Genomic DNA, 25639 nt, shown 5'->3' with positions numbered 1-25639 from the left:
ATGGCTAATTACTATCCACCCGTAGGTTTTCATTTTCTCGTTGAATTCGATCAACTGGGAACGAAAGAAAAAGACCATCAATTTCAATCTGTTTCAGGACTATCCGTAGATCTTGAAACGGAAGAATTTGTCGAGGGTGGAGAAAACAGATTCAAACACAAAGTTCCTGTAAAAACCAAATATCCAAATTTGGTTCTAAAAAGAGGGATACTTATTGATTCTGACGTAATTGAATGGTGCAGAAAAGCAATAGAAAATTTTGAATTTAAGCCTGTCGATTTAACTGTAAAACTCTTGAATCAGGATCACGAACCTTTAATGCACTGGAAAGTTGTACATGCCTATCCCGTAAAATGGGCAGTTGAAGATTTTAGCGCTCTGGAAAGCAAAATTGTTATTGAAAGCTTTGAGCTTACTTATAATTATTTCACTCTTCACAAAAAATAATTTTACCATGCCAATTGAAATCAAAGAGCTTCACATTAAAATAAACGTGAACGAAAATTCAAATTCTAGTGCAAAACCAGCTTCTTCTTCATCCACTAATAAAAAAGATAATGTGGCTGACTGTGTCGAGCAAGTAATGAAGATTATTGAACGAAAAAAAGAACGCTAATATGACAACGACTAATGGTGAATTAAAAAAACTGAAGATCATTGCTTACAGCGATCCTCAATTCAACAATCCTATTTCGGATATTGAAGAGTTCATTACTTTGATGAATCCCGAAAAGTATACTTTTCATTACAAGATAGAGCAAGATACAACCCAAGCCGCCGGAACGAGCAGTCCTGCACCAAGATTTACAGCGATTGCTCCGGAGGAATTAGAATTGGATTTTGTTTTTGATCGAACAGGCGTTATTGCCGGAAAAGAAAGTACCGAAAATGGTGTTATTGAAGACATTGAGCATTTTAGAAAAGTAATTTTAGAATATAATGGTACAGAACATAAGCCAAATTACTTAAAAATTGCCTGGGGAAGTCTGCTATTCAAAGGATCTCTTACAGAAATGACCATTGAGTATAAACTTTTCCGACCAGATGGAACGCCAATTAGAGCTATTGCAAAAGGAAAATTTAAAGGAGTTGTTGAAGATGAGCTAAGGGCAAAACAGCAAAACAATCAATCTCCTGATTTAACGCATACCAGAACTGTAAAAGCTGGCGATACGCTTCCGTTAATGTCATTTAGAATCTATGGCGATTCAAAATACTATCTTGAAGTAGCAAGAGCCAACAAGATTATAAATTTTAGAAAGCTAAAAATTGGTCAAAAAATATTCTTCCCTCCTCTTCAAAAACAACAATAGATGAACAATAGCGGCGTCATACAAACCAGTAAAAGTGCAGATTTAGTAACGCACAAATTGCTCATTGAGGGAAATGAGTTATCTGGTATTTACCAAGTAATGAGCATTGTAGTTCATAACGAAGTGAATAGAATACCGATGGCGCAAATTATTTTGACCGATGGAGATGCTTCTGCAAGAGATTTTAAATTAAGTAATGAAGATTTGCTGATTCCGGGGAAAAAAATTGAAATAAAAGCCGGCTATCACAGTGACGAAGAAACTATATATAAAGGAATAGTTGTAAAACATTCCATAAAAATAAAAGACAATTCGTCCCTGCTAATTGTGGAATGCAAAGACGAAGCCGTAAAAATGACCATTGGCAGAAAAAGCAAATATTTTTATGACGTAAAAGACAGTGATGCTTTTGAAGACATTATAGGCACTTACGGATTAGAAAAAGATGTCGAAAGTACTAATTATAGTCATAAAGAATTAGTGCAATACAATACATCCGATTGGGATTTTATTGTCTCTCGTGCGCAAGCCAATGGAAAATTATGTTTTGTTGAAAACGGCAAAATCTCGATTAAAAAACCAGATTTAGCTTCAGAAGCAGTTGAAACAGTTGCTTTTGGTGCCAGTATGCTAGACTTTGATGCCGAAATTGATGCTCGAAATCAGTTTGCCAAAGTTTCCTCTTTCAGTTGGAATGCATCCAATCAGGAATTATTAGAAATTGAAGCCAAAGATCCAAGCGTAAGTCTAAACGGGAATTTATCTCCTTCGGATTTATCCGATATCGTAAAGCTCGAAAACTTAGAATTGCGTCACGGCGGTCATGTTACCGATACTGAATTGCAAGATTGGGCCGATGCAAAATTATTATTTCAACAACTGTCAAAAGTTCGCGGAAGAGTAAAATTTCAAGGCATTCCCGCAGTAAAACCCAACACGATTATTATGCTTGAAGGCGTTGGAGATCGTTTTAATGGCAAAGCATATATTACTGGGGTTTTCCATGAAATTGCAAACGGTAATTGGACTGTAAACGCACAATTTGGATTAAATCCGGAATGGTTTTCTGAAACTTATGATGTCAATACACCATCGGCTTCAGGAATAATTCCATCCATAAAAGGACTGCATATTGGTATTGTAACCCAACTTCAGGACGATCCCGACGGCGAAGACAGAATTTTGGTCAAAATACCAATTATCAATAACGAAGAACAAGGTATTTGGTGCAGAGTTGCTGCTCTTGATGCCGGTGATAACAGAGGAACTTTTTTTAGACCTGAAATTGAAGACGAAGTAATTATTGGCTTCATTAACGAAGATCCTAATGATGCGATTGTATTAGGAATGCTCCACAGCAGCGCAAAACCTGCTCCGCTAAAAGCTTCTGACGATAACCATCAAAAAGGGATTTTTACCCGAAGCGAAATGAAAGTGCTCTTTGACGATGATAAAAAATCGATAGCCATTGAAACTCCCGCTGGCAAAAAAATAACACTTGACGAAGATAAAGGATCAATAGTTATTGAAGACGAAAATTCGAACGTGATTACAATTGACAGCGCAGGAATAAAGATGGAAAGTGCGGGCGATATTTCGATAAAGGCAACAGGCGATGTAAAAATTGAAGGTACTAATGTAAATCTAAAAGCAACCGCCCAATTTAAAGCCGAAGGCAGTGCCGGAGCAGAAATGTCATCAGCAGCAGTCGCGATAGTTAAAGGCAGTATTGTTCAGATAAATTAACTTATTCCTTCAATCACTTTTCGGTCTTTAAACGAAATAATAATAATAATAATAATAATAATAATAAATAATCATGGGAGCACCAGCCGCACGAATCAACGATATGCACGTTTGCCCAATGGTAACCGCAACAGTTCCTCATGTAGGCGGGCCAATATTGCCCCCAGGCGCACCTACAGTATTGATAGGCGGTCAACCAGCAGCTTGTTTAGGCGATATGATCGTTTGCACCGGACCTCCGGATAGCATTATCGCAGGTTCAAGTACAGTACTTATTGGAGGAAAACCAGCCGCAAGAATGGGAGATTCCACAGCGCATGGCGGAACAATTATAATAGGATGTCCAACTGTTTTAATAGGCTAATTATGGAAAATAAAGAAGCTTTTTTAGGTACCGGATGGAGTTTTCCGCCAGAGTTTAAAAAAAACACGAAAGCAGTTGTAATGACATCTGACGAGGCAGATATTAAAAGCAGTTTAGAGATATTGCTTTCCACCAAAATTGGCGAGCGCATTATGCTGCCCAGATATGGTTGTAATATGGACGAATTACTTTTTGAATCATTAGACAGAACATTAAAAACCTATGTTTCTGAACTAATAAAAACGGCAATTCTATATTACGAACCGCGAATTGATGTTGAAAAAATTGACATAACACAAAGTGACGATTTAGAAGGTGAATTATTAGTCATAATCGATTACAGAATAAGAAGCACAAACTCAAGAAGCAATCTTGTTTATCCGTTTTACAAAGGAGAAGGCACTAATATTTAAAAGTTTATAAGCTATGAATACTGACGGCAGCCAAATAGACAATGTTATTTTTAAAAGAAATGGAGTCAATCAGGAAGAACGCTTTAGTTACGCACTAGAGCCAGAAAACCTGAAACTTCATGATTTTACTATTGAAGACTGGTTGTTGTTTGCTTTTAATTTTGCGAAACAAGTCAACTTTTTCGACACTAATAACGATAAAAAACCGGAAGGAGATTGGCAGGAATTTTTTAACTGTTTCAGTTTTTCAAAAGATAATCTTCCGGATGGTAATATTCCAAAAAGAACAGAGAAAAATTATGATATTTTAAAAGAAGACATTACCCGAACATTATCGAATGCCAATATCAATCAGGACCTTACGCCGCACATGACATTGTTTGTGTGTTTCCTGAAATTATTAGAATTATCCCAAAACAAACTTAATCTTATTACAAAAAAGCATTTAGATTTTTTCTATAAAGATATACTTCAAATCGAAAAACTTCCTGCAAAAGCAGATAAAGTTAGTATCATTTTTGAGTTGGCAAAAAAAATTGCCGAAGAAAAAATCGCCGTAAATACAGAACTTGACGCAGGAAAAGATCCTGATGGCAAAAAATTAATATACAAAACCACAGAAGAATTTATTGCTAATAAAGCCAATATAGCGTACCTAAAAAGCGTGTATAATGACTTTGATTTGGGCGAAATAAAATACAGCGATATTGCAAATTCTCTGGACGGAAAAGGTGAACCCTTAAAAGAAGACGCTCAATATTGGTTTCCTTTTGGATATACATCCAAAGAAAAAAAATACCCGAAACTGGACGATGCAAAATTAGGTTTTGCAATAGCTTCAGAGTTATTTAATCTTAAAGAAGGCGATAGAAATATTGCTATCACAATTACTTTTGCTGCTGACCTAAATTTTCATAAACCATTTACTTCAGACGATCTTCCAACAAATATCAGTATTTTGTATAGTGGGAAAAAAGCATGGATTGGAGATTTAAAACCGGACAAAAACGTTCTTTTTAAAGCTGGAAGTCTATCTTCAAGCGTTGGAGGAAAGCAATTAACATTGGTTTTTCAGATACCAAAAGATGATCCGGCAGTTGTTGGTTATGACCAGAAAGTTTTAGGCGAATATTTCTCAACAGAACTTCCTGTAATTCGATTTTTAATCAATACGCAAGATCCAAAGGGACATGGACATAATCTTTTTAGAGCTTTAGTCACAAACACAATAGACAACATTAATGTAAAAGTTGAAGTTAAGGATGTTAAATCTCTATTATTAGAGAGTGATAACGGTTTACTTAATGCTGCAAAACCCTTTTATCCTTTTACAACTCAACCTGAAAAAAACAGCTCCTTTATAATAAATTATCCTGAAATATTTTCTAAAAAATGGACAGATGCAGATATTCATATAAAGTGGAAAAACACTCCATTATCATTTGAAACTCATTATGCTTCTTACAAAGAAAGTTTTCTTGAAACCATAAGTAAACAAAGTTTTATTGATGCAATTTTCAGCGACGATAGCACTGTAACCACAATGAATGCCAATCAACCTGAAGATGGAATCGCAAAAAGAAGCGCTCCGGAACCAAAAATTGCTACAGAAAATACCGATCCACCTGCAACAAACCCAAATGGTCCAATTGTTACAGAAGGCTATTTTAAAGCAACATTAGCAGTTTTAAACAAAGAAGTTTGGGATGAACAAAATAAAATTGTCAATTTATTTGATGATCCGGATAATGATAAAATATATGAAACTAATATCCATGTAGATGGTAGCAAATATGACATTGACAAAAGCGGTCCGATACGATTGACATTAAATCAGTCGTTTTTACATTCTTTATTTCCAAGAATATATACTCTGGCAATAATGAATATCGCTGCAGAGCCAACAACGCCTATTCCAAATGAACCTTACACGCCAGTTGTAGAAAGCATAAGTCTGAATTATTCTGCTGAGGAAAATATTGATTTTGAGCACTACGAGTCTAACCGAATAAAATTGTTTCATGAAGCTCCTTTTGGTCAGCGCGAAGAGCATTCTTATTTGAAACAACAAGCCATCAATAAAGAGATTTTAGAGACTGGAACGCTAACTACCAATTGTCTGGTTCCGGATTATTGTAATGGAGGCGAATTTTATATAGGTCTTCACGATGCCGAAACAATGCAGCAGATTTCATTATTATTTCAAATATTAGAAGGAAGCGAAAATATCAGCGTTGACACTTTTAAAGGAAAAGAAAGAGTATCATGGTATATATTATGCGATAATTACTGGAAAACTCTTGATAAGGATATTTTGGCAAATGGTATCGATAATTTTTTAAAATCGGGTATCGTAAAATTTAATATTCCAAAGCAGGCATCTAATGATAATACGTTATTTCCAGCCGATACAATTTGGGTAAAAGCAAAAATGCACAAAGATTATGATGCAGTTTGTAAAGTTATTGATGTGAAAACTCAGGTTGTTACCGCAGAATTTTTTGATAACAACAACAATTTAGCTCATTTAGACAGCTCATTACCAGCCAAAACAATATCTAAATTAATTACGAGAGTTCCGCAAATTAAAAGTATTGACCAGCCTTTTAATTCATTTTCCGGAAAGCCATTGGAGTCAGATCCCTCCTATTATCTGCGTGTAAGCGAACGCTTGCGCCACAAAAACAGAGCTATAACACTTTGGGATTATGAACATCTGATTTTACAGGAATTTCCAAGTGTTTTTAGAGTAAAATGCCTTAATCACACTTTTATTTCGGGAACAAGCACTTCGTTTTTATCTCCGGGAAAAGTAACACTTGTAGTAATTCCGGATATCGTCGACAAAAATGTATTTGATATTTATGAGCCAAGAGTAAGTACAGCAACATTGAACAGCATAGAAAATTTTATTAATTCTAAAAATTCAATGCAAGTGTCTGCAAAAGTAATTAATCCTGATTACGAGAAAGTTATAATAAAATTGGATGTGAAGTTTTATCCACAATATGATGAAAATTTTTATAAAAAACAGCTTAATGAAGATCTTATAAAATTTTTATCGCCTTGGGCTTTTGATACTTCTAAGCAAATCATATTTGGAGTTGAGTTACAACGAAGTATTGTTATAGAATATATTGAAAATTTATATTATGTAGATTTTTTATCTCAGCTTGAAATGGCAATATACATAGATAAAAAAACAAATAAGGACCAACTTAAACCATTAGAAGATAAAGAAGATAACGTAGCCAGAGTAAGCCTTTTAGACTTTCAGACCACGCTTTCACCATCAAGTCCAAAAAACATTTTAGTCTCTGTTAAAAACCACATTATCGGTACCAACATAATAACTTGTAAAAAAACAACCCCAGTAGATCCTGAAAAATGTCAATACTAAACCAACATATCACCATTCCTAAAAAATCAGCAACCGATGACGATTTGGATTTCTTTTATTTGAGAAAAAAAGGAATCGAATATATAGAGTCTTTTGGTAGTAAATTTTGGACTGATTTTAATGAGCACGATCCAGGTATTACGATGCTGGAGATGCTTTGCTACGCTATTTCTGATCTTGGCATGAGACTCAATCTGCCAATCGAAAATATATTAGAATCTAATGACATTAATAAGGGTATTCCGAAACAGTTTTTTAAAGCCTCAGAAGTATTGTCATCAAGTCCTGTAACGCAAAATGATTACCGAAAACTATTTATAGATATAGAAGGAGTTCGAAACTGCTGGCTCGCAAAACATGAAAAAACAGTATATGTAGACTGTAAAAAAGATAAACTTTCTTATGATGTTAAGGATTTTAATGATTTATCAGCAACTCCAAAATTAAGAAAATCATTTGAGCTCAATGGTTTATATGATTTGTATGTAGATTTTGTAAGTTCAAAACCTGCAGATATAGCGATTGTTAAAGAAAAAATAAGAAAGCAATATCATGCAAACAGAAACCTTTGCGAAGATCTTGTTGACATAAAAAAAGTTGTAGACTATCCAATAAAAATATGCGCAGATATTGAAGTAAATACCGAAGCCGATGAAGAATTGGTTCATGCAAATGTCCGTGATGCACTGGAAAGTTACTTATCGACAACGGTCAATTTTTATTCTCTAAAGCAAATGATTGACAAAGGATATTCGACTTTGGAAATTTTTGACGGACCAACTTTACAGCATGGTTTTATTGATACTGAAGAATTGCTTATCGCCGATTTGAGAAACGAAGTGCGTCTTTCGGATATTATGAGAATAATAATATCAGTGCCGGACGTACTGCTAATTAAAGATATTTCTTTAGGGAATTGTGCTGGTGATGATCTGGAAAACAAATGGCTTATCTGTCTTGCACCTTACGAAAAACCTGTTATTTGTCCTAAAAGTGTTTTCAATTACAACAAAGGATTATTGCCCTTAAATATCAATCAGGCAAAAGTACAATTTTATTTAGACGCCATAAAACTCGAAAAAGACAAAGCGACAACCAATGCCAGTCAAAATAAGGAATTAGAAATACCAAATGGCGAATATCTTAACACGGATTTTTATACCACCATACAAAATGATTTTCCTGAAACATATGGTATTGGCGAAGTGGGACTTCCTACCAGAGCATCTGTTGAACGTAAATCTAAAGCAAAACAATTAAAAGGATATCTTTTGTTTTTTGATCAGATATTAGGAAGTTATTTTAAACAATTAGGGCAAGTAAGCGAATTGCTTTCGGTAAGCGGGAATTTGTCCCGAACTCTTTTTACTCAAGTTGTTCAGGATATTGAAGGCGCTAATGATATTGTAAACGGATATGAAAATTACGACGATGAAACTATTACAGCACTGCTTTTTGATCAGCAGGACAATAATATTGAACGAAGAAATAAAATTTTAGACCATCTTTTATCACGTTTTGCAGAGAATTTTTCAGAATACGTATTCGTTAACAAAACCATTTATGGCAACACCACAGATCAGGTCGTATTGCGTGACAAAGAAAACTTTCTGAAAGATTATAAAGTAGTAAGCAAAGACCGCGGCAATGCTTTCGATTATTACAAACAACCCATTGCCAATTTATGGAATACCAATAATGTTTCAGGAGCCGAAAAAAGGATTTCAAGACTCATTGGTATTAGAGATTACAGTCGCAGAAATCTTTCTCATTCGTTTGTCCAAATGTATAATTTTATAGATACAGACAATCAATCTGTTTATAGATGGCGTATTGTAGACAAGAATGAAGATATTGTACTTTCTTCAACAGCAGAATATTTTGATACTTCTGCTGCAAATAAGGAGCTTTATTTTGCTGTATTACAAATTATTCAGACTCGGGAATATAAAATAAAAGAGGCTTTTAAAAACGGTACAATAACAGATTTATCTATTGTTGACAATATTTTAATTCAAGAGTCTGATGCCGGAAAATATTCTTATGACATTATAAATCCGGCAATCACAGACAAGAAAAACCCAAACCGCATTATTGCCCGCAGATTTGAATACTACACTAATTTACCTGATTTAGAAAAATCGATTCTGGATTTAATTCAATTCATGAAAGAAGATTTTACAGAAGAAGGAATGTTTTTGATCGAACACATGATGCTTCGTCCGGATGTAAATCTCACATCTGTAAATCCGGATACTTTCATGCCTATCTGCGCCGATGAATGCGATAATTACGAACCAATAGATCCCTACTCCTACCGTGTGAGCGTTGTACTGCCGGGATATACTTTACGATTTGCCAATACCGATTTTAGAAATTATATCGAAAAAATAATTAAAGAAGAATTGCCGGCTCACGTTCTGGCAAAAATATGCTGGATTGGCTATAGGGAAAAAGATGTAAAAGATCCCGCAGAAAACCAGCTTGTTCAATTTGAAAAAACATATAAAGACTACTTAATCGCCAAAACCGATTTGAATCAAGAGCAGCCGGAACCACAATTAATCAGCTTTATTAAGGCGTTAACCGTTCTGGACAATGTTTACCCAACCGGACGACTGTTTGATTGCAGCGATGAAAACGAGCGATTGTCAGATAAAATTATACTAGGAAAAACGAATTTAGGATCACTATAAAAACTATTCCCATGTCAGCAAAACTTTCAACAATAACAACACAATACCGCAGATTCACAAAGAATCAGGTACTTACAGAAGGAAACCTTAATGAGGTAGTAGATTTTTTTGACGATCAGGATCGCCTTTCCCGCATTTACCTGAGTGGCGTTGGTATAGTTTGCGGATTTTATACTGCTTATAATCCGGATCAACAAACTATTTCAATAACACAAGGAAATGGTATTACTACTGATGGTGATCTTTTTAAACTATATCTGGCAGATGTATTGGGAAACAAAAAAATAGATTTTGACTCCAAAACCTATACGCATTGCAAAATTTACGATAATAAAAAAGCGGCTTATAAACCCTTCTTTTATGATGACGGAAACAAGCAATTGCCTCTTTTTGAACTCTTGACAAAAGAAGAGCAAAAAAAAGAAAAAGATCCCAATTTTGCTTTAGCAGATTTTAGCGCAAATACAAAATTTGATTTTAAAGAAGCTGTAATTCTTTTGTATCTGGAGTCTTATGAAAAAGAATCTGACCTTTGTGTAAGTCTTTCGTGTGACAATCAGGGATTAGAAATTGTTGGCAATTTTAAAGTTTTAATTGTCAGCAAAGTCGTTGCCGCACAAATAATGAATCGTGACAGCATGATTGGCAAAATCAATTATTCTAATTTATATTATTCATTACCGGACCTAAAATCAAACAGAATTGTATTAAAACCAGATGATTTTGCACATCTTGAGGCAATAAAACAAACTTTTACCAAAGGCATTTTCAAAAACAATGTTGTTAAAAATTTACAGGATGGTTACACTCAATTACTGAAAGGCTTAAATATGCCAACAGTTTTAGATTCAATTCAGAAAAAAATAGACGAACTATTTAATTTTGAAGGAGATCCGGTACTTCCTGCTGATTTTCAATATCTGTATGATTTGCTTAACGATCTTGTTGATACTTACAACGAAATCAGAGCGCTTTTGCTTTCTATAAACGATAGTTATTGTTCTCCCGATATCAATGCTTTTCCAAAACATTTAATGCTGGGCGAATTAATTAAAACGGAGCCTTGTTATGAATTCCGTCATGCATTTTACAAATCGCCTTTACTTACAGGAGAAAACCTAACCACTTGCAATGACTGTCTTGCAGATGCTGAAGTTCCCGTTAAAGATTCAGACAAAAAGGAGAAAGAAAAAGAAGAAACTCCAGATGAACTGCAACTATGCTACGGCGAAAACACAGCCAAACAAAGAATGTACAGTCTTATTTTGAGAAGTGCTCAATTATTAGAAAACTACAACTCAGCATTTGATTTTATAAAAATTACGCCGTCTTTGCAATTGGGTAAATTGGGTAAAAAAGCAATCCCTTTTTACAATAATGTAAACGATTCGCTTATTAAAGCCTGGGATTTTGATAAAACCATTTTAGGCTTAGAAAAAAACAATGTTAGTTATCACGATGATTTACTGGATACTAAAAATCCACTTGAAATTCATCTTGATAGTGATTTCTACAGAATCGAAGGACATCAGGGACGCAATTACAAAGAAGCACTAAAAGCTATTCAACAAATTAGATTAGATAACGGACTTGGATTCAACATAATGATTCTTGCCGTAAATGCTAATGAACTGGATAAAACCATTCAGAATTTCACCAAATATTACCTGAACAAAAATCATGGTTATGAGCATAAAGCCGGCGTAGTTCCCGGAGGTACTTTTATAATGATATATCTTGAGGAAAAAGTACCTTATTATTACTATTACAACGCTCGCAGACCATCTTTAACGAGTGATTTTGAAAAATTTGCTGAAGGAATCCCTATTTTAAATCCAATTGTGGCTGATTTTTCGATTCCGTATTTATGTTGTGATGAAAACAATATTGGTCTTAGTTTGCCTGTAGATAAAATTTGTTTTGACAGCAAAACTCCACCTCTGCCTTTTAAAATTTCTCCAGCGGGAGGTTTTGTAAAAGCCAATGTGAGATATGATCAAAACGGAGGAATAACGGTAAATGAACTTGGAGAACTTGTGTTTGATCCAAATTTTGTCAGCAAAGAATTAATTGGTCAAACCATAACATTTACCGTTAATAATTTTGATACGGATTGCGCGATAACCATTTTCGAAAAACCAATATTCGATTTTAACGCAGTTCCTTTAAAACCATCAGGAATTAATGAAACCGAAGTTACTTTTACCATAACCGGAGATAATATTGCCGGCAATAAATATATCTGGGATTTTGGAGACAAAACCAATCTTGTCGCAGATGATAAAACAGAAATAAAACACATCTACAAGTATAATAGTGAATCACAGAAAAAATTCACATTTGATGTTGTTCTTAATGCTGATAATGGCAATTGTGGTTTTCATATCAGTCATCAAGTAAGTTTTGAAATTGAAGACCCAAAAGTACTGATAGATGGCAAATTAGTCAATAAAATATCCTTTTGCAGAAACGATAAACCAGTGATACTTACCCTTGAACCAAATGTAAAAGGAGCTGTTATTTCCGGAGAAGGAGTTATTCTAATCTCAAGAGCAGGAGTTCAGTTTAATCCAGGTAGTGTTTCTCCTGGTGTTACAAGTGTAAATATTTTGATAGACGGAAAACCATCCAATCTAACAATCACACTTTTAGATCTTCCTACTGCAAGTTTTGCTTTTGTTATCGATCCATTGGGAAATCTAACCTTAACCAACAACTCTGTAAATGCTGCAACTTACACTTGGCAAATTGATAAGGAAATAATAAGTACAGATAAAAAAGATCCAATAGTAAAGCAAGTTTCTTCATTTAATCAACCTTCTATTTTCGTTGCATTAACTGCTGAAGGTAAATGTGGCTCAGTAACCGATGGTCCAAAATTAATTGAGTTTAAAAAAGTGCCTGAAGTAAATCTATGTCTTGACAATGCTGATTTATTTGTAAAAGAGTCAATTGAAACGACTACCAATTTAAGAGAAACTTCTGATATAAATAAATTCAATAAGGAAACCGTTAACTTCATTGCTGATACCGAAAGCAGATTTCTCGATGTTCAAAAAGATCTTCCGAGTTACATCAACGGTAAGTCAAATACTAAATTATCTGAAATCTTCAAACAAGAATATTTCAATTCTATAGCTACAGTTGTTGCCGCTGCCATTAGATTGCAAAATTCAAATCAGATTACTGCAGTACAAACACTTATCAAATTAAATACTTCTTTGTTTTACACAATTTTGAGATGTCAGGATCCGGAAACGCTTAAGGCTTCTGAAAAACAAATTTTCTCAACAGGAGTACTTTTTAATAATTTATTTGAAAATTTTATCGCAATGAAATTCAATGCCGATACCAACGGATCATTGAGAGATTTCTTGCTGAGCATGCTAAAAGTATTCTCAAAAGTAGATTTTATACTGAATAATTTAAATAAACAAATAGACGAACTTACAACTGGTGCTAAATTCAAATAAACATATCATCAATAAAGTTTTCCTTGAGATAAATACCGATTCTAAAGAAAAAGGATATTATCTCAAGGACAATATTGATGCGTTTTTACAACAGGAAATATTCAAAGTTTTAGAAAATTACTTTAATGAATTAGATTCTAAAAATCCTTCGTACAGCGTACAATTAGACAAACTAAACATTGATATTGCCATTAATCAAAATTTGGATATTGAAGATTTTAAAGAGCAAATCCTAAACAAAATCACCAAACAAGTTGAAGAAGTTTTTGAAAAAGAAGATTCAAATAATATAGAAGGTTATAAAATCATCAAACCACAGGAAAAAGAAATCGAAAGCTTTTTTTATTTCCTGGAAACAGGCACAAATGTTTGGTGGACAACTTTAGATCATAATTTTAAAATAGTTGACGATACGGCTTTTGATGAAATACTAAATGATGAAAGTTTTTCTTTTAAGTGGAAAAATACAGTCCGAAAACCAATTGCGAGAACACGATTTATCAAGCAATTTAGTGATGAACAAATTGTAACAATAATTAAAAAAGGAATATTACTTAAAAAAAATAATGCTGAAAGCAATTCCAAAATAATCAGGATTGAAGCGATAAAAAAATCTATTGAAACCAGTATTTCAAAAAATATATTGATTCCGAATCAACGATTTTTAATGTGGGAAATAGTTGTTTTAAGCCTTTTGGAAACAAGCAATACAATTTTAAAACAAAAGCTTTTCGCATTGATTTCTAATGTGTTTGAATTTCATAAACAGAACAGTTTTTTAAAACACACAGAACTTTTTCTAAAGGAAATTGAAAATCAAATTGAGAACCAAAACGAATTGGAACTACTGGCTAATCTAGATGCTATTATTTCGATTATCGAAAAAAAACTAGACAAGGTTATTTTAAAAGGAAAAGAAACGGGAATCGAAACCGGAATCGAAACTTCCTCAAAAAAACAAGAACCAATAAAACCTGAAACAGAAACAGAGATAAAAAATAAAACTGAAATAGAATCAGAAATCGAAGCAGAAAAAATTCAGAAAAATAAGGAAACGACAACACCTGATCCTGATTTTATTTCGATAAAAAACAAAGAAGAAACTGTTCATAAAGACGAGAAAAATATCGAATCATTATCGAATGATTCAGAAGAAAAAACGCCAAATAATCATGAAAAAGTAATCGATAAAAAAGAGCTTTCGCTTGATAAAAAAGAAAATATTTTAGAAGCAGATATTAGCGGTTTATATGTAGAAAATGCGGGTTTAATGTTGATTCATCCCTTTTTGAAATCACTGTTTGTTAATTGCAAATTGCTCGATAAAGACAATACAATAAATGATCCCGAAGTTGCCACGCACCTTTTGCATTATGTCGCGACCGGAAAAGAACAGGATTATGAGAATGCTATGACTTTCGAAAAATTCTTATGCAATATTCCAATAGACGAACCTATTGAAAGAAACATTGTACTCTCTGAAGAAATGAAAAAAGAAGCGGCAGAAATGCTTCAGGCGGTATTGGATAATTGGGATATCATGAAAAAATCATCGGCAGAATTACTTCAAAACGAGTTTTTGCAACGCCCGGGAAAACTGAGCGTTATTGGAGACGAAAGTCCCACAATAATTATAGAACGAAAAACGCAAGATGTTTTATTAGACAAATTAAGCTGGAATTTGAGCATCATAAAATTGGCTTGGAAAAAACGAATCATATATGTTAACTGGTAAAAATTAAAAATATGAATGTTGAAAACACCTCTTTTTTAGAATACGATAAAAGAAATATTCGCGGCTTTCAGCAAATGGCTTTAGAGTTTTTATTTAATAATGTAAACATGTCTAAAGTGGTCTTTTGCGGAGGCATTGCAGACTATATTAATCTTCGCGAGTATTATGACATTACAATTAATGATATCGATATAATTTTTGAAAACGAACAGGATTTACAACCCATGATTAGCAAATTGGCAACAAGAAGATATCCGTCTAAATTCTATAAAACAAAAAATGGTGAAGCGTTAGTAAACATATTCAGAGTTGGAGAAACTTCGATTAATATAGACAGTTTTCCAAGGGATTTTTCTAACGTAACTCATATACAATCGCCTTTGTTGGGTAAAATGGTCTGGCATACTTCGTTTGAAGAAAGTAAAATAAATCATAATAATGAAATACATCTAAACACCTCACAGGCAAAGGGTAACGATTATGAATGGAGACGATTGTATAAACACAGCCGAAAAGCTTCTTTGTACAACAATGTAACTTTCCTGGAAGAAAAAAACTTAATTCATACTATTAAAAAAAATATATTATGAGGGAAGAGCCTAGAATAATTTACAGCTTAGATGCATTTCCTATTAGCAACAATCGATGGAATGAAGGAAATAAATTTAAAGAAACAATTTATTCGACTGCATTGAGCGTATTATACAGCCATTTATGGTATAAGGATATTGAACTTTATGCTGATGAAACGGCTTATAAGTTTCTGTATATGCTTCCGTGCAGAGTTAGTAAAATTAGCAGTAATAAAGACACTGTTATTTGGATGAAATCGAAAATTGATGTCATCGAAAAACAAACTAAACCTTTTATACATCTTGATAATGACGCTTTTATAAAGAAAAAAATAAATTTTGATTTTGAGAAGGTAATTGTCGAACAAAACGATTATGAATTATACAGTATGTACCAATATCGTTTGGATTTTTTTAATCAATTTACTCAGGATTTAGACTATTGGAAACCAGATTTAGGATACGCTTTTAACTGCGGAGTTTTGGGTTTTAGAGACCTTGAACTTCGGGATCAGTTTCTAAAAGCTTTTTATGCTTTAGAGGAAATTTTTATAAAAAATAATAATCCGGGAATAACAAAAGTAGAACCTTGTATTGTTTTAGAACAATATAATCTTGCGGCATTATTACATCACAATAATGTTAAACCAACATTATTACTGTGGAAAAAAAACTTGTACGAAAACAGTCAGCTTGCAGATAAAATTGGTTACACACACATTGCCGGACAAAAAAAATACAGAATTGAGATTGTTCAGGAAATAGAAAACAGGCTTTCTAAACTGTTTCCGTATTGGTACAAAGAAGTAAAAAATGCCTTGGCGAAAGAAGGTATCGTTTAAAATAAAACTACACGTTGAGTGTAATGCATGAAATTTTTAACACATAGAAACATAGATTTTAATTAAAAAAAGAATGTAATAAAAAAATACATTTCTTTCACATAGTTAGTCCCGAAGCTTCGGGATGTGTTTTAAAAAAGTGAAACGCCTTTTTTCGAGCTTACAAAATCTATGTTTCTATGTGTTAAGACGATTACGTTTAAAGAGTTAAACTATAAATAGCTATATATGAAACAACGACACAAGATGATTTATAGCCTTGATGTGCGTCCTATAACAAATAATCGATGGAATATGGGAGACAAACTAAAGGAAACTATATACATGACTGCTCTAAGTGTCTTATATAGTCATTTGTGGTATGATGAAATTGAGCTTTATGTAGATGAAGTTGGCTTTAAGTTTTTGTATATGCTTCCTTGTGCGGTTACCAAAGTGCATAATGACAACAGAATTGAACTTTGGATGAAATCTAAAATTAATGCTATGGAACTACAAACAAAACCATTTGTTCACGTAGACACCGACATATTTATAAAGAAAAAAATAGATTTTAGTTTTGATGATGTAATAGTAGAACGCAAGGAAGATACTTATGAAATTCATTACAAGAAGCAAGTGGAATTTTTTAATAAATACACCAATAACTTGCCTTATTGGCATAACAATTTGGGCTATTCATATAATTGCGGAATATTCGGTTTTAACGATCTCAAGCTTCGCGATGAATTTATAAAAAGCTATTATGATTTGGAGAAAATATACGTTGAAAACCAAAACAACTTTTCTGTATTGAAACAAGAAGGTTATGAGACTTGTATTTTAATCGAACAATATACACTTGCATCGCTTTTGAATTATAAAAACAATGATCCTACAATATTATTGAAAGGAGAAAACATAACAGAACAAGGAAAATATGCAGATAATATTGGGTATTCTCATTTTTTTGGAATGAAAAAATATGAAAAATATGTTGTTGACGAGATTGAACTTCGGCTCTCTAAAATATTTCCGTATTGGTATATGCAAATAAAAAACGCATTAGAGAAAGAAGGTGTTGTGGCGAATAATCTGCAGTTTGTTTAGTGAAACAAATTATTAATTCAAGATGGTAAAATAATAAATCATGAGAGAATTTGAACAAAAAAAAATAGCTAACTCCTCTCCTTCTCCTTTTTTTGGACCAAAAATCCAAAAGAAACTAACTACAGGAACTCCCGGAGATAAGTTTGAAACCGAAGCCGATAATGTTGCTGATAAAGTCGTTAACAAACGTAAAACTGGCGGTTTATTGCAATCAAGAAGCGAAGAAGCTGTGCAGCAAAAACCTATTTCAGAAACCATTTCATCGGTTCAAAAACAAGATTTGGCACAAGAAAAACTTTTACAAAAAAAGGGCAAAGAAAAAGAAGAAGACAAAAAAGTCCAAAAGAAATCTGATAAAGACGAAGATAAAAAAGTACAGAAAAAGGGCGAAAAAGAAGACGACAAGAAAGTCCAAAAAAAATCTGACAAGGAAGAAGACAAAAAAGTTCAGAAAAAAGGCGAAAAAGAGGACGACAAAAAAGTCCAAAAGAAATCCGATAAAGAAGAGGATAAAAAAGTTCAGAAAAAAGGCGAAAAAGAGGACGACAAGAAAGTCCAAAAGAAATCCGATAAGGAAGAAGATAAAAAAGTTCAGAAAAAGGGCGGAAAAGAAGACGACAAGAAAGTCCAAAAAAAATGTGCTGATTGTGAGGGCGAAGACAAAAAGGCTCAGAAAAAAGAAGAAAAAAAGGAAGAGAAAAAACCGGTTCAGGCAAAATCAAAAGATTCGAACACTGTAAATGAAGGAGTTGAAAGTGACCTTAACAGCTCAAAAGGCGGTGGAAATGGAATGGACAAAAACACAAAGCAAGAAATGGAATCTGGTTTTGGAGCTGATTTTAGTAATGTAAACATCCACACAGACAGCAAAGCCGTTAAAATGAGCGAAGAGTTGGGCGCACAGGCTTTTACGCATGGTAATGATGTTTATTTTAATAAAGGAAAATACAACCCGGAATCCAAAGAAGGAAAACATTTGCTTGCGCATGAACTCACACATACGATACAGCAAACAGGCAGCAAGACAACAAATAATGTTCAAAAACTATCAGATTCGGATTGTGGTACAACAACAACCTTAACTTTATCCGGCTCGTGTTCTGATTATCACAATACCTGTTATACAGAAACTTTTATCCCTTCTAAAAGTGATGCTTTAAAAATAGTTATTGATGTAGATTATATGGAACCTCCTGCCTCCTGGATTAAAGAAGATTTCAGTGCTCAGGTTATAAAATGTGGTCGGTTCGATGACACTAATATAGGTTCAAAAAGACTATCGCCGGATAATATTCCTTCGACCTTAGAATTTAAGATTGCAAGTGTTACTCCCGGAGATAAATATTTCATTAGAATATATTCAAGATCCAGTTCAGCTTTAAAATCAAGTTATAGTGTAAGTCAATAAAATATGCCAGTCTTAACCAAAAAAACAAATACGAATCCTTCGCACTCCGCGTCACATCATGACAAGGGGAAGGAATCTTTTTTTGGGGTACAGGCAAAATTGAATATAGGAAAATCTAACGATAAATTTGAAGTTGAAGCCGATAGAGTTGCAGACCAAGTGGTTGCTAATAAACAAACAGCAAAAGCAGACACTTTCTTTTCGCCATCGCCGGTAGTACAAAAAAGATTGGCAGGTAATGTTCAAAAACAAGAAGAGCAAAACAAACAAATTCAGCGAAAAACTGTAGCCCAAACCATAACACCTATTGTACAGCTAAAAGAGGAATTAATTCAAAATAAACTCGATTCCAGAATACCGGAAAAACGAGAAATCAATCCGGCTTTTTCTTCAAAAACTTTAATTCAGCATAAACTCGAAGATAAAGTTCAGAAGAAAGAGGAGACAATTCAGAAAAAGACAGAAGTCAAAAAAACAGAAACTGCCTCAAAAAAAACACTTTCACTTAAACCTTTAATCCAAAATAAAAATAAAGGAGAAGAAGAAAATTTACAACAGAAAAAAGAAGAAGATAAACAAGGCAAAGACGAGGATAAACAAATACAAAAAAGCCCTTCCGGCGATGCCAATCCTAGTGATAATTCTAATTTAGAATCCAATTTAAACAGCAGTAAAGGCGGCGGTTCTCCTCTATCCGGAAAAGTAAAATCCGAAATGGAATCAGGCATTGGAGCCGATTTCAGCAATGTTCGCATACACAATGATTCCAATGCTGTTCAAATGAATAAGCAATTGGGTGCGCAGGCTTTTGCAACGGGAAACAATATTTATTTTAACGAAGGAAAATACAATCCAAATTCAAAAGACGGTAAACATTTACTCGCCCACGAATTAACACATACAGTACAGCAAGGAGCAGCTATTAGAAAAAAAGCGGAACCAATCTCCCCTGCTCCCGAAATGATTCAGGGTTCGTTATTGTCCTTTGCGATTCCTGATTTTATAAAAAACAACGTCAGACATGTTCCCGGTTATACGCTTCTTACAGTTGTAGCAGGTTACGATCCATTGAATGATGTAAATGTCGAAAGAAATGCCATTAATCTTATCGAAGGGTTTATGGGATTGGTTCCTTTTGGGACAGCCATATTCGATAAATTGCAAGAATATGGTATTATTGATCGCGTTTTTGATTGGGTCAATACTCGTTTGAGCGAATTGGGTCTTAGTATGGATTCGTTACTCAAACTCGTTCAGGATGCCTGGGACGAATCTTCGGTTACAACTTTTATAGATGTTGCCAGAACTAAATTTAATGACTTAGTAAATCGCGTAACTACTTTCGCAACTTCGCTTGTTGATCAGGTAATTACCTGGATAAAAGAAGCTTTAATTGGTGTTGCAGAACCTTTACTTGCAGAAAACAAAGCGTGGTCATTAATCAAAAAAATAATCAAATACGATCCGCTTCGCGATGTGGCAGTCAATTCAACAACGGTCGAAATATTAGAAGATTTCTTAATCCTGATAGACAAGCAAACAGAGCTTGAGCAAATGCGTGAAAAAGGCACGCTTCAAAAAACTGCTGACTGGCTTGATACTCAGGTTGGAACTTTCAATTCTTTATTAGGTGAACTTCGCGGACTTATAACTGCAGCCTGGAATGCCATTCAGCCTGCAAATCTGGCAAACATTGGCGATAGTCTTTCTGCGCTTGCCACTCAGGCGGGAACATTCCTGCAAAAGGTTTGGGATTTTGCCTCAGGCGTAGCGCTAAAAGTATTAGAACTTGTTAAGGATTCACTATTAGGATGGCTGTCTTCGCAAGCTGCAACTGTAAGAGGTTATTCGCTTGTGAAAGTAATTATTGGTAAAGATCCTTTTACACAAGAAGCTGTACCACGTACAATTCCAAATCTAATAAGAGGATTTATGAGCCTCATGGATGGCGGAGAAGAACAATATGCACAAATGGTTGAATCTGGTGCAATAGCCAGAATTGCAGGCGAAGTTGAAGCCGCAGTAGCAGCGCTCAACATGACGCCACAATCAATAATACAGCTCTTTACTGATATTTGGGATTCGATGACTATCAATGATCTTATTCATCCGCTAGATGCTTTCTTGAGAATCATTGACAAATTTGGAGAACCTATTGGCCGACTAATCGCTTTTGTGGCAGAAATTGTCAGAATTGTAATTATAGCCATTCTCGAAATCATGAATTTCCCTTTTGACCTCATCGGAAATATCATTACAAGAGCATTAGAAGCTATTGAAGACATCAAGAAAGATCCAATTGGTTTCTTGAAAAATATATTGCGAGCGCTTAAACAAGGATTTATACAATTCTTTGACAATATTGTAACCCATTTAATCAATGGTGTAACCGGCTGGCTGATGAGCGAGTTGAAAGATGCCAATATTCCGGTACTTACTGATTTCTCTCTACGCGGTGTTATTGCCTGGGTATTACAAGTGCTGAATATCTCGATGGAAAAAATCTGGGAAAAACTTGCCGCACATCCTCGAATTGGTGCTGCAAGAGTTGCCAGAATCCGCAGCGCGATTAATACGCTCGAAGGCATCTGGACATTTATAAAAGATGTTCAGGAACGCGGTATGGCGGCCATTTGGGATAAAATACAAGAACAGCTTAGTAATTTATGGAATACCGTTCTCGATGCTGTGAAAAACTTTGTCATGGAACGCATTGTGAATAGAATTACCGCTAGGCTTTTAAGCATGTTAGATCCAACCGGAATCATGGCGGTGATAAACGGCGCTATGGCTTTCTTTAATGCGATACAAAGTTTTATAAAATACTTACGTGAAATGCTCGAAGTTGTCAATTCGTTTGTCAACGGAGTTGCAGATCTTGCCCGAGGTAATGTCGCCACAGCAGCCAATTATCTCGAAAGAACAATGGGACAAGCTATGCCTGTCGTAATAGGATTCCTGGCAAATCAGGTTGGCTTAACCGGAATTGGCGCAAGAATTGGCGAAATGATTATTTCTGTACAACAAATGGTTGATGAAGCGCTTACATGGTTGGTGAATCAAGCTGTTGACAGAGGAATGGCTTTATTGGACAGAGTAATGGGAAGAAGCCAACCTGAAGCAGCAACAGCAGGTGGCCCAATTGCGGGAGCTTTAGCTGAAATTAATAGTGAATCTGAAAAAGAAAAAGACGGAGGACAAATTACTCAGGAAGAAGCAGAGGCAGTTAAAAATAAAGTCAATACCGATCATGCTAATGTTATTAATATTTCATCTGTTACCGATGGTGGAGAAAATTGGGATTTCACCTATGTTCAGAGGTCTGTTATACACATTTCTAAATCAGGAGCTGAAATAAATATTCAAGATTTGTTGTTGGATAAACCAAATGATACCTATTATTTAGTTACTGCAAAAAATGCAGCTACACAACAATTAACAATGAAAATTTTAAATCACCCTACTTCAACTATTGCCTATAATACCTCAACTATAAATGAAGGTATTGCACAAGGAACTTGGGAAAAACTCATTCCGGGAGGCAGCTCACCTGTAAGTATTGGACAACATATTAAAGCTCCTTATATAACAGGATCTTATGTAGCTGAAATAGTAGAACCAGAAAGACAAGGTTTAGTTTCTTATAGATTCCGTAGACAAAGTGGTAAATTCAGTACTGTATTTAGTAATTTTGTTACCAAAATAAGTACTGGAGAAATAATCATTATAAATGAAGATAATGAATATTTGAGAAGCCAAACGCCTTCTCCGGAAATACAATCTTGGGCACAATCCCTATTACCATCTACTGCTCCAGACCCTGCCTTTTTATCGTTAACTGTTGACGGTACTGCACATGCGGATCATATTATACCATTTGCAACAATTGTACAAATGTCTGATTTTAACTTTCTGACTACTGAACAAAAAATTGCTGTTTTAAACTTAATAGACAACTTTGCCGCATTAAGCCCCAGAGCAAATTCATCAAAAGGTTCAAAATCGTATTCACAATGGACTCGTCACGCTGAATTGAATATTCCTGTTGATACTGGATTTAGAAGAACGATGATGAGAAGAGAAACTCAGGCAAGGGCTGCGCTTGTTGCTAAGATTAATGAATTTTTAAGATTAAATACACCACCATAAAAGTGCTAATGATTTACCGCTTTCATTATTAACGAAAGAATAAAAAAGTTAATAATAATTCAATCTTCAGGGCGACCAAAATAAAATAAAAACTGGAGAGATTGTATAGACAATAATTTGAAAACATTTAAAAAAATAAAGTCATGCAAAAAACATTCTACCAAAAAGAACTGCTTATTAAAGCGACACAACAAAGAAACGGAGCAAACAACAACAAGAAAGACGTCGAAAAAATTCAGTCCTGGCTTAATTTATTTGCTATGCAGAATCCTGGTTCGGCAACGGCAACGGGTATTGATGGCGATTTTGGTCCTGCAACAGAAAAGGCTGTATTGAATTATCAAAAATTCAGCGGTTTGCCTCAAAACGGAAATGTAGATCAAAACTTGTTCGAAAAACTTGCGTCGCCACTCAAAAAAGCTTTTGAAAGTCCAATATCAGGAAGCAATCTAAGAGAATTAATTCTCAATACGGCTCAAAACCATCTCAAAAATCATCCTTTTGAACTTACAATCAACAATCAAAGTAATACCGGACCTTGGGTACGAAGTTATATGGACGGTCATGAAGGAACAGACTGGTTTTGGTGTATGGGCTTTGTTGAGGCAATTATCGATCAGGCGGCTTCTGTTCAGGGAAAAAACTTTAAAAACCTGATGCCGTTAACTTACAGTTGTGATATTGTTGGTGCAACTGGTCTTCAGAAAAAAATACTGACTCGTTATCAAACGGCAAGAACGAATTCGGCTTTGATAAAACCAGCAGATATATTTCTGCTTCAAAAAACACCAAACGATTGGATTCATACAGGAATTGTAACTGCAGTTCACGGCGATATCATTGAAACTATAGAAGGAAATACAAATTCTGATGGTTCACATAATGGAAACGCTGTCATGAACAGAATCAGAAACTTTAAACAATCCAAAATTGACTTTTTTTCAATTGAATCATTAGTAGCATAAAATGGAAAATATATTCACATACCTAAAAAACCAATTTGCGTTTCAGCTTGATGCTCTTTTTCAGGTTGAGAATCAAATAGAAAAACCTGTTTTAAATCAACTTGGTTCAAATGGTTTTGTTGACGAATTTATCATCGAAAATAATCTGTCTGAAATTGATATTCTTATCTTGGGATTATCTCTCGTTCCACATATGAAGCCTGATTTTTTGAGTTCGATTATTGCCGAATATTTACCAAATGGCGGTGAACTGCCTGAGTTTGGCGGACTGAAAACAAAAAATCATCGAGGAATTTTACCAACCGGAGAAACGGCTCAGTTTTTAGTTGCCGGAAATGATCTGGAAAACCGAATTTCATTCTATAATTACCTGCACAATCAATCTTATCTTTATCATAAAGGCATTATAAAAATAGAATCTGTTCCCAATGGTGAACCTAAACTAAGTGGTTTATTAATCTTAGAAGAGGAATACATTGAAAAATTCATAACCGGAAAAATCCTGAAACCTCAATTGAGCAGTACTTTCCCTGCGCAATTAATAGAAACGCAATTAGATTGGGACGATTTGGTTCTTAATTCGAATACTTTAAATCAGATAAAAGAAATAGAAACCTGGCTTAAATTCAACGAAATTCTGTTGCATGAATGGGATATGAAAGCCAAAATAAAACCCGGTTTCAGAGTCATGTTTTACGGAACACCGGGAACCGGAAAAACACTTACGGCTTCACTTTTAGGAAAATATACTCAAAGAGATGTTTATAGAATTGATTTGTCAATGGTAATTTCGAAATACATTGGCGAGACCGAAAAAAATCTTTCTTCTCTTTTTGACAAAGCCGCAGACAAAGACTGGATTCTATTTTTTGATGAAGCTGATGCCGTTTTCGGAAAAAGAACAAATGTTCGGGATGCACACGACAAATACGCCAATCAGGAAGTTTCGTATTTACTGCAACGTATCGAAAATCATCCGGGATTAGTGATTTTGGCTTCTAATTTTAAAACCAATATTGATACCGCTTTTACCCGAAGATTTCAATCTATAATTGAGTTTGAAGTGCCTTCGTATGGAGAGCGTTTACAGCTTTGGAAAAATAATCTGCCTAAAGGAATTAAGATTGCTGAAGATGTAAACCTTAATGAACTTTCAAAAAAATACGATATTACAGGCGCTAATATTGTCAATATTATTCAATATGCTTGTCTGCGAACTTTAGAAGATAAAAATGAAAGTATCAACTTAAATCATCTGCTTCAGGGAATTAAAAAAGAATATGCAAAAGAAGGTAAAATGATGTAGGTGAAATGATGTAGGTGAAATGATGTAGGTGAAATTTTGAGATTTCCGGTTAAAACGGCAGATTTTACAAATAATATCATTTTATAGTTTTATTCTTAAAAAATACTTATTTTTAAATACTTATTTAAAAATAAGTATCTAGATAAAGTCCAAACTCTTTAACCGTCA

The 25639-nt window shown here is 34.3% G+C and carries 17 protein-coding genes; all 17 read left to right on the top strand.

Features of this window, described 5'->3' with window-relative positions:
- The 17 genes from CLU81_RS24005 to CLU81_RS23930 all read left to right on the top strand — a co-directional run bounded on the left by CLU81_RS24005 (position 1) and on the right by CLU81_RS23930 (position 25471).
- Positions 1-447, top strand: a complete 447-nt coding sequence (locus CLU81_RS24005) for a phage tail protein (protein ID WP_099712143.1) — start codon at positions 1-3, stop codon at positions 445-447.
- A gap of 7 nt (positions 448-454) precedes the next feature.
- Positions 455-616, top strand: coding sequence for a DUF5908 family protein (locus CLU81_RS27005; protein ID WP_199174590.1), 162 nt, complete (start codon positions 455-457; stop codon positions 614-616).
- A gap of 1 nt (position 617) precedes the next feature.
- The gene (locus CLU81_RS24000) at positions 618-1313 is read left to right on the top strand and encodes a hypothetical protein (RefSeq protein ID WP_099712142.1); all 696 of its coding nucleotides are present in this window, start codon (positions 618-620) and stop codon (positions 1311-1313) included.
- Complete coding sequence (gene vgrG / locus CLU81_RS23995) at positions 1314-3059, top strand: type VI secretion system tip protein VgrG (RefSeq protein ID WP_099712141.1); 1746 nt, start codon at positions 1314-1316, stop codon at positions 3057-3059. It begins immediately after the preceding gene.
- A gap of 73 nt (positions 3060-3132) precedes the next feature.
- Positions 3133-3423 (top strand): PAAR domain-containing protein, encoded by a 291-nt coding sequence (locus CLU81_RS23990; RefSeq protein ID WP_099712140.1) that lies wholly within the window; start codon positions 3133-3135, stop codon positions 3421-3423.
- Between the two features lie 2 nt (positions 3424-3425).
- Entirely contained in the window at positions 3426-3836 is a 411-nt protein-coding gene (locus CLU81_RS23985; RefSeq protein WP_099712139.1) for a GPW/gp25 family protein, read from the top strand.
- 13 nt (positions 3837-3849) lie between these two features.
- Positions 3850-7236: a baseplate J/gp47 family protein gene (locus CLU81_RS23980; protein WP_099712138.1), complete on the top strand. Its 3387-nt coding sequence runs from the start codon at positions 3850-3852 to the stop codon at positions 7234-7236.
- Positions 7224-9932: a hypothetical protein gene (locus CLU81_RS23975; protein ID WP_099712137.1), complete on the top strand. Its 2709-nt coding sequence runs from the start codon at positions 7224-7226 to the stop codon at positions 9930-9932. The genes CLU81_RS23980 and CLU81_RS23975 overlap by 13 nt, the downstream gene beginning before the upstream one ends.
- A gap of 11 nt (positions 9933-9943) precedes the next feature.
- Positions 9944-13405, top strand: coding sequence for a hypothetical protein (locus CLU81_RS23970; RefSeq protein WP_099712136.1), 3462 nt, complete (start codon positions 9944-9946; stop codon positions 13403-13405).
- A complete protein-coding gene (locus CLU81_RS23965; protein ID WP_099712135.1) occupies positions 13389-15140 on the top strand; it encodes a contractile injection system tape measure protein in 1752 nt (583 codons plus the stop codon). The genes CLU81_RS23970 and CLU81_RS23965 overlap by 17 nt, the downstream gene beginning before the upstream one ends.
- An 11-nt stretch (positions 15141-15151) precedes the next feature.
- Positions 15152-15730 (top strand): hypothetical protein, encoded by a 579-nt coding sequence (locus CLU81_RS23960; protein WP_099712134.1) that lies wholly within the window; start codon positions 15152-15154, stop codon positions 15728-15730.
- Positions 15727-16554 carry a DUF6734 family protein gene (locus tag CLU81_RS23955; RefSeq protein WP_099712133.1) on the top strand — a complete coding sequence of 276 codons (828 nt, stop codon included), beginning with the start codon at positions 15727-15729 and terminating at the stop codon, positions 16552-16554. The genes CLU81_RS23960 and CLU81_RS23955 overlap by 4 nt, the downstream gene beginning before the upstream one ends.
- 228 nt (positions 16555-16782) lie before the next feature.
- On the top strand, positions 16783-17643 hold the full coding sequence (locus CLU81_RS23950) for a DUF6734 family protein (RefSeq protein ID WP_099712132.1): 861 nt from the start codon (positions 16783-16785) through the stop codon (positions 17641-17643).
- A gap of 40 nt (positions 17644-17683) precedes the next feature.
- Positions 17684-19051: a DUF4157 domain-containing protein gene (locus tag CLU81_RS23945; RefSeq protein WP_233209761.1), complete on the top strand. Its 1368-nt coding sequence runs from the start codon at positions 17684-17686 to the stop codon at positions 19049-19051.
- A 3-nt stretch (positions 19052-19054) separates the two neighbouring features.
- On the top strand, positions 19055-23200 hold the full coding sequence (locus CLU81_RS23940; RefSeq protein ID WP_233209760.1) for a DUF4157 domain-containing protein: 4146 nt from the start codon (positions 19055-19057) through the stop codon (positions 23198-23200).
- 143 nt (positions 23201-23343) lie between these two features.
- Positions 23344-24165, top strand: coding sequence for a peptidoglycan-binding protein (locus CLU81_RS23935; protein ID WP_099712131.1), 822 nt, complete (start codon positions 23344-23346; stop codon positions 24163-24165).
- A 1-nt stretch (position 24166) separates the two neighbouring features.
- Positions 24167-25471, top strand: coding sequence for an ATP-binding protein (locus tag CLU81_RS23930; protein WP_099712130.1), 1305 nt, complete (start codon positions 24167-24169; stop codon positions 25469-25471).
- Positions 25472-25639: the final 168 nt, after the last annotated feature.

Source organism: Flavobacterium sp. 9, assembly GCF_002754195.1.
Lineage (GTDB): Bacteria > Bacteroidota > Bacteroidia > Flavobacteriales > Flavobacteriaceae > Flavobacterium.
Note: the sequence above shows the minus strand (reverse complement) of the source record. Positions and strands in the feature narration are given on the sequence as shown.